We start from the raw sequence: 3,910 nt of genomic DNA on the forward strand, positions 1-3,910 counted from the left end.
TTGTAACGAATTCTTTTATATTTTCCACAGGCACATTCATAATCCTTAATAGGACCAAAAATACGCTCACAAAAAAGACCATCACGCTCCGGCTTATGAGTACGATAGTTAATAGTTTCTGGTTTTAAAACTTCTCCACGAGATTCTGCTAAAATTTTCTCTGGTGAAGAAAAACCAATTGAAATTTTACTAAATTTCTTTGCTACATTTTCTTTTATTCTTGCCATAATTCTATGTGCTATACTTTGTAAAATTAAGTTTGAAGACTAAGTCTTCAACTAGTCTTTAATGACTTTGAAATCCCCGATTTCGCGGGGATTAAAATTATTCCTCTAATCTAATATCTAGACCTAATCCTTTTAATTCGTGCATTAACACATTAAAAGACTCTGGCAATCCAGGTTCTGGCATAGCTTCCCCTTTCACAATTGCTTCATAGGTTTTAGCTCTACCAACAACATCATCAGATTTTACTGTCAATATTTCTCTTAGTGTACTAGATGCTCCATATGCTTCTAATGCCCAAACTTCCATCTCTCCAAAACGCTGTCCACCAAATTGTGCTTTACCACCTAATGGTTGTTGCGTAATTAATGAGTAAGGTCCTATTGAACGAGCATGCATCTTATCATCAACCATATGGCCAAGTTTAAGAATATAAATCACCCCAACAGTTGCAGGTTGATCAAATCGTTCTCCCGTACCACCATCAAAAAGATAGGTATGACCATATCTAGGAATTCCAGCTTCGTCAGTTAAATCATTAATTTGCTCAATTGTAGCTCCATCAAAAATTGGAGTTGCATATTTTTGATCTAATTTTTGACCAGCCCACCCTAAAACGGTTTCATAAATTTGTCCAATATTCATACGAGAAGGTACTCCAAGTGGATTTAATACAATATCCACAGGTGTTCCATCTTCTAAGAAAGGCATATCTTCTTCACGTACAATACGTGCTACAATACCTTTATTTCCATGACGACCAGCCATTTTATCTCCTACTTTAAGTTTACGTTTTTTAGCAACATAAACTTTTGCAAGTTTTAAAATACCTGAAGGCAATTCATCTCCTACAGAAATAGCAAATTTCTCACGACGAAGGTTCCCTTGTAAATCGTTCTCTTTAATTTTATAGTTGTGCATTAAATCTTCCACCAATACATTTGTTTCTGTACTAGTAGTCCAAGTTCCCTTTGTTAAATGAGCATAATCATCTATTTCATTTAACATTTTTAAGGTAAACTTTTTACCCTTTGGAAAAACAACTTCTTCTAAATCATTTATTACACCTTGAGCAGTTTTTCCTGATACAATTGTAAACAACTTCTCAATTAAAACATCTCTAAGATTGTCAAACTTTTTATCAAACTCATCTTCAAGTAAAGCGATATCTTCTTTGTTCTGAAGTCTAATACGCTTATCTTTTACTGAACGTGCAAATAGCTTCTTACCTATTACAACACCGTGTAATGACGGAGATGCTTTTAATGATGCATCTTTTACATCACCTGCTTTATCTCCAAAAATAGCGCGAAGTAATTTTTCTTCAGGTGTTGGATCACTTTCTCCTTTTGGAGTAATTTTTCCAATAAGTATATCTCCAGGTTTAACTTCAGCACCAATACGAATCATACCATGTTCGTCTAAGTCTTTAGTAGCCTCTTCAGAAACATTAGGAATATCATTTGTAAGCTCTTCGTTACCTAATTTAGTATCTCTAACTTGTAAAGAATACTCATCTATATGTATTGAAGTAAAAATATCATCACGTACAACCTTTTCAGAAATTACAATTGCATCCTCAAAGTTATACCCTTTCCAAGGCATAAAAGCAACTTTCATATTTCTACCTAAAGCTAATTCACCAGCTTGGGTTGCATAACCTTGACATAAAACCTGTCCTTTTTTAACTCTATCCCCTTTTTTAACAATAGGTTTTAGATTTATAGAAGTACTTTGATTGGTTTTTCTAAACTTAATAAGTTTATAGGTTTTTGAATCCCCATCAAAACTTACTAATCTTTCATCGTCAGTACGGTCGTATTTAATTGAAATTTTATTCGCATCCACATATTCAACAACTCCATCACCTTCAGAATTTATTAAAACACGTGAATCTGTAGCAACTTGACGTTCTAATCCTGTTCCAACAATAGGAGACTCAGCTCTCATTAATGGTACAGCTTGACGCATCATATTCGATCCCATCAATGCACGGTTTGCATCATCATGTTCCAAGAATGGAATAAGTGAAGCCGAAATAGATGAAATTTGATTTGGCGCAACATCCGTATAATGAATATCCTTAGAATCAACTACTGGAAAATCACCTTCCATTCGTGCAATAACTCTATCGGAATTAATTGTACCGTCATCAGCAATATCAATATGTGCTTGAGCTATTAATTTTTCTTCTTCCTCTTCAGCTGAAAGGTAAGTTGGTTCATTAATTAAATCAATTTTACCATCTTCAACTTTACGATAAGGAGTTTCTAAGAAACCTAAATAGTTAACTTTTGCATACACAGAAAGAGATGAAATCAATCCAATATTCGGTCCCTCAGGAGTTTCAATTGGACAAAGTCTTCCGTAGTGAGTAAAGTGAACATCACGCACCTCAAATCCTGCTCTTTCTCTTGAAAGTCCACCAGGCCCTAGGGCTGATAATCTACGTTTATGAGTTATCTCAGCAATTGGATTGGTTTGATCCATAAACTGTGATAATTGGTTGGTACCAAAAAACGAATTAATAACCGAAGATAAAGTCTTCGCATTAATTAAATCGATTGGGGTAAAAACCTCATTATCACGAACGTTCATACGTTCTCTAATAGTACGAGCCATACGAGCTAAACCAACACCAAATTGAGAAGACAATTGTTCACCAACCGTACGTACACGACGATTTGAAAGGTGATCAATATCATCAATCTCTGCTTTTGAATTAATTAACTCGATTAAGAATTTAATAATAGTAATTATATCTTCTTTAGTAAGAACTAACTTATCTATTGGAATATCAAGACCTAATTTTTTATTCATTCTAAAACGACCTACTTCACCAAGATTATAACGTTGGTCACTAAAGAATAATTTATTGATAATACCACGAGCAGTTTCCTCATCTGGCGGCTCAGCATTACGTAATTGTCTATAAATATGTTCTACCGCTTCTTTTTCAGAATTTGTTGGATCCTTTTGAAGGGTATTATGAATTATAGCATAATCTGATTGTAAATTATCTACTTTATGAAGAAGAATTGTTTTTGATCCAGATTCTAATATTTCGTCAATATGATCTTTTTCTAGAATCGTATCTCTATCTAAAACAATTTCGTTACGTTCTATAGAAACAACCTCACCAGTATCTTCATCTACGAAATCTTCATGCCATGTTTTAAGAACACGAGCAGCAAGTTTACGTCCTAAATATCTTTTTAGTCCAGTTTTTGTAGCTTTAACTTCTTCGGCAAGATCAAATATCTCTAAAATATCTTTATCTCTTTCAAATCCGATAGCACGGAAAAGCGTAGTTACTGGTAATTTTTTCTTTCTATCGATATAAGCGTACATTACTTGATTTATATCGGTAGCAAATTCAATCCAAGAACCTTTAAAAGGAATTACTCTGGCTGAATATAGTTTTGTTCCATTTGCGTGGAACGATTGTCCAAAGAATACACCAGGCGAACGGTGTAATTGAGAAACAACAACACGTTCGGCTCCATTAACCACAAAGGTTCCGTTAGGAGTCATATAGGGTATTGTACCCAAATAAACATCTTGAACTATGGTTTCAAAATCTTCGTGTTCTGGATCTGTACAATATAATTTTAAACGAGCTTTTAGAGGTACACTGTAGGTAAGACCACGTTCAATACATTCTTGAATTGAATAACGGGATGGA

2 protein-coding genes are annotated in these 3,910 nt (G+C 34.2%); both read right to left on the reverse strand.

Annotated elements, in window-relative coordinates; translation table 11 throughout:
• The coding region (locus A9Q93_RS09275; RefSeq protein ID WP_303687120.1) for a hypothetical protein at positions 1–227 on the reverse strand (227 nt) is incomplete at its 3' end.
• Between the two features lie 97 nt (positions 228–324).
• Positions 325–3,910, reverse strand: a 3,586-nt coding sequence (gene rpoB / locus A9Q93_RS09280) for a DNA-directed RNA polymerase subunit beta (protein ID WP_303687121.1), incomplete at its 5' end; no start/stop codon positions are given.

Source organism: Nonlabens dokdonensis, from assembly GCF_002162835.1.
Classification (GTDB): domain Bacteria; phylum Bacteroidota; class Bacteroidia; order Flavobacteriales; family Flavobacteriaceae; genus Nonlabens; species Nonlabens dokdonensis_B.